We start from the raw sequence: 2,367 nt of genomic DNA, 5'->3' as shown, positions 1-2,367 counted from the left end.
GGCAGCCGCCACCACCGGCCCCGCCAGCGGACCGCGCCCGGCCTCGTCGCAGCCCGCAACCGGCCAGACGCCGCGCTTGATCAGCGCCCGCTCGCGGCGAAAGCTCGGCGGCGCGACGGCGATGATGCCCTTGGGCAGTCCGGCCTGTTCCATGCCGGCTTTCTTACCCGATTTCCTGTCAGTTTTTTTGGCGGATTTGTTCCGAATCATGGCCGGGATCGTGCGCAAGCGCGCGACCGCGCGCAACCGGGAACCCGGCGCAATTCCCGTTATTCAGCACGGTGCCGCCGCCATTCCCAGGCCTCAATCACATAAACATCCCGGCTGCCGCGCTTGGGGTCCGCAATCGTCCGCAGAGAGCGCATTCCAAGCTTCTCGAGCGCATGAATGGACGGCGCGTTTCGTGGATCGACCAGTCCGAGCAATCTGCTGCAGTTCAATTGATCAAACCCGAAGGCGAGTTGCGCCTCGCCGATTTCGGTTGCGATCCCCCTGCCCCATGCCCGGCGGGCAAGGACAAAGCCGAGCTCGAAATCATCGGCTCCCAACGCGTCACACGGGGACAGGCCGGCAAAGCCGATGATTTCGCCCGTGGCCTTTTCCGTGAGAATCGCCATCCCCGTCAGGCTGCCGCCGAAGGTGAAGAACTTTCGGACGAAATCCTCGGCGGCCTCCCTTGCCATCGGCGCTCCGGCAAAAGCAAAGCGCATGACATCGCTGTCGCCAAAAATCAGGCCCTGCAGAATCGATATGTCATTTTCAGTCGTCGTCCGCAGCGTCAGCCGCGGCGTCGTCAAAATGATGAGCGGCTGCTTTTCCGATGTTGGCGTGGGTTTGCGGTCCATCGAGGCGCAATACGGCAATTCGCCGCCACAGAGAAGTGGCGCCGCCATGACACCACGGGTTCTAATCCGGCAGATGAACCCGCCGGTCGTCGCACACCTCGATGCCAGGCGCGACCACGACTTCCCAAGGATGATTGTCAGGGTCGCCGAAATAACCGGAGTAACCGCCGTAATCGGTCTTGTGCGCGGACTTCAACAGCGACGCACCGCATGAGATGGCGAAGTCCAGCACCGTGTCGACCTCCTCGACCGAGTTGCAATTCCAGGCGAGTGTGGTGCCGCGAAAGGTCTTCGACCGCGGCTGATCCGGCAGCGTGGCATCGCGCGCAAGTTGATCCCACGGGAAAAGCGCGATCACGGTGCCACCCGTGTCGAAGAAAGCGACGGCCTCGCCGGTTTCGCCAAATTTCCGGGCAAAACCGAGCGCTTCATAAAAGGCGATGCTGGCGCGCATGTCGCTCACGCCGAGCGTGATGACGGTGAAGCGAGGGATTGGCTTGCCAGTACTCATGTTATTTCCTTCCGTCATTGCAGGAAGCTAAAGCTACGGCGGACAAGTCGCTTCGCTCCCTTGCGCAAACGCTTCGCGTTTGTCGCAGGCAATGACGACAACGCCTCAGAACAAACTCAGTTGCTGCCCGCTGCGCTTCGGCTTGACGAAATGATCGGTCGTCAGTTTCGAGCGCCGCTTGTTGAGGCCGAGCTTCTCGCAGGCGATTTCGAAGCGGCGGCCGATCATCCAGGCCATCGGGCCGGTGCCCTTCATCCGTGTTCCCCATTGCGAGTCGTAGTCGCGCCCGCCGCGCATGTCGCGGATCAGGGTAAAGACGTGGCGGTAGCGGTCGGGATAGTTCGCCATCAGCCATTCGCGGAAGAGGTCGCGCACCTCCAGCGGCAGCCGCAGCAGCACGTAACTCGCTTCCTTGACGCCGGCGTGGGCCGCGGCATCGAGAATGCGCTCGATCTCGGAATCGTTCAGCGCGGGGATGACGGGTGCGACCATCACGGTCGCGGGGATTCCGGCTTCCGACAATTGTCGTAGCGCCTCAAGCCGCTTCGGCGGCGTCGAGGCGCGCGGCTCCATGGTGCGCGCGAGCTTGGGATCGAGCGTGGTCACTGAAATCGCGACCTTGGCCAGATTGCGTTTTGCCATCCGCTGCAGAATGTCGATATCGCGCGTCACCAGCGCCGACTTGGTGACGATGCCGACGGGATGACCGGCTCGGTCAAGCACTTCGAGAATGCCGCGCATGATTTTGTGTTCGCGCTCGATCGGCTGATAAGGATCGGTGTTGGTGCCGATCGCGATCATGCGCGGCTCGTAGCCGGGCGCCGCCAGTTCCTTTTCGAGCAGTTCAGGCGCGTCGAGCTTGGCGAGCAGCTTGGATTCGAAATCGAGTCCGGGCGACAGGCCGAGAAAGGCGTGGGTCGGCCGCGCGAAGCAGTAGACGCAGCCGTGCTCACAGCCGCGATAGGGATTGATCGAGCGGTCGAAGCCGATGTCGGGCGACTCGTTCCGGGG

General features: G+C 62.7%; 3 protein-coding genes and 1 pseudogene. All 4 read right to left on the bottom strand.

Annotated elements, in window-relative coordinates; translation table 11 throughout:
* Positions 1-246 (bottom strand): annotated as a pseudogene (locus tag CQ12_RS46975) (ribonuclease HII); the annotation flags it as partial.
* Between the two features lie 23 nt (positions 247-269).
* Complete coding sequence (locus CQ12_RS34650; RefSeq protein WP_245310286.1) at positions 270-797, bottom strand: GNAT family N-acetyltransferase; 528 nt, start codon at positions 795-797, stop codon at positions 270-272.
* 109 nt (positions 798-906) lie between these two features.
* Positions 907-1,356, bottom strand: a complete 450-nt coding sequence (locus tag CQ12_RS34645) for a VOC family protein (protein WP_057839768.1) — start codon at positions 1,354-1,356, stop codon at positions 907-909.
* 105 nt (positions 1,357-1,461) lie between these two features.
* A partial coding sequence (locus tag CQ12_RS34640; protein WP_245310285.1) for a PA0069 family radical SAM protein occupies positions 1,462-2,367 on the bottom strand: 906 nt, incomplete at its 5' end.

Source organism: Bradyrhizobium jicamae, assembly GCF_001440395.1.
Lineage (GTDB): Bacteria > Pseudomonadota > Alphaproteobacteria > Rhizobiales > Xanthobacteraceae > Bradyrhizobium > Bradyrhizobium jicamae.
Note: the sequence above shows the minus strand (reverse complement) of the source record. Positions and strands in the feature narration are given on the sequence as shown.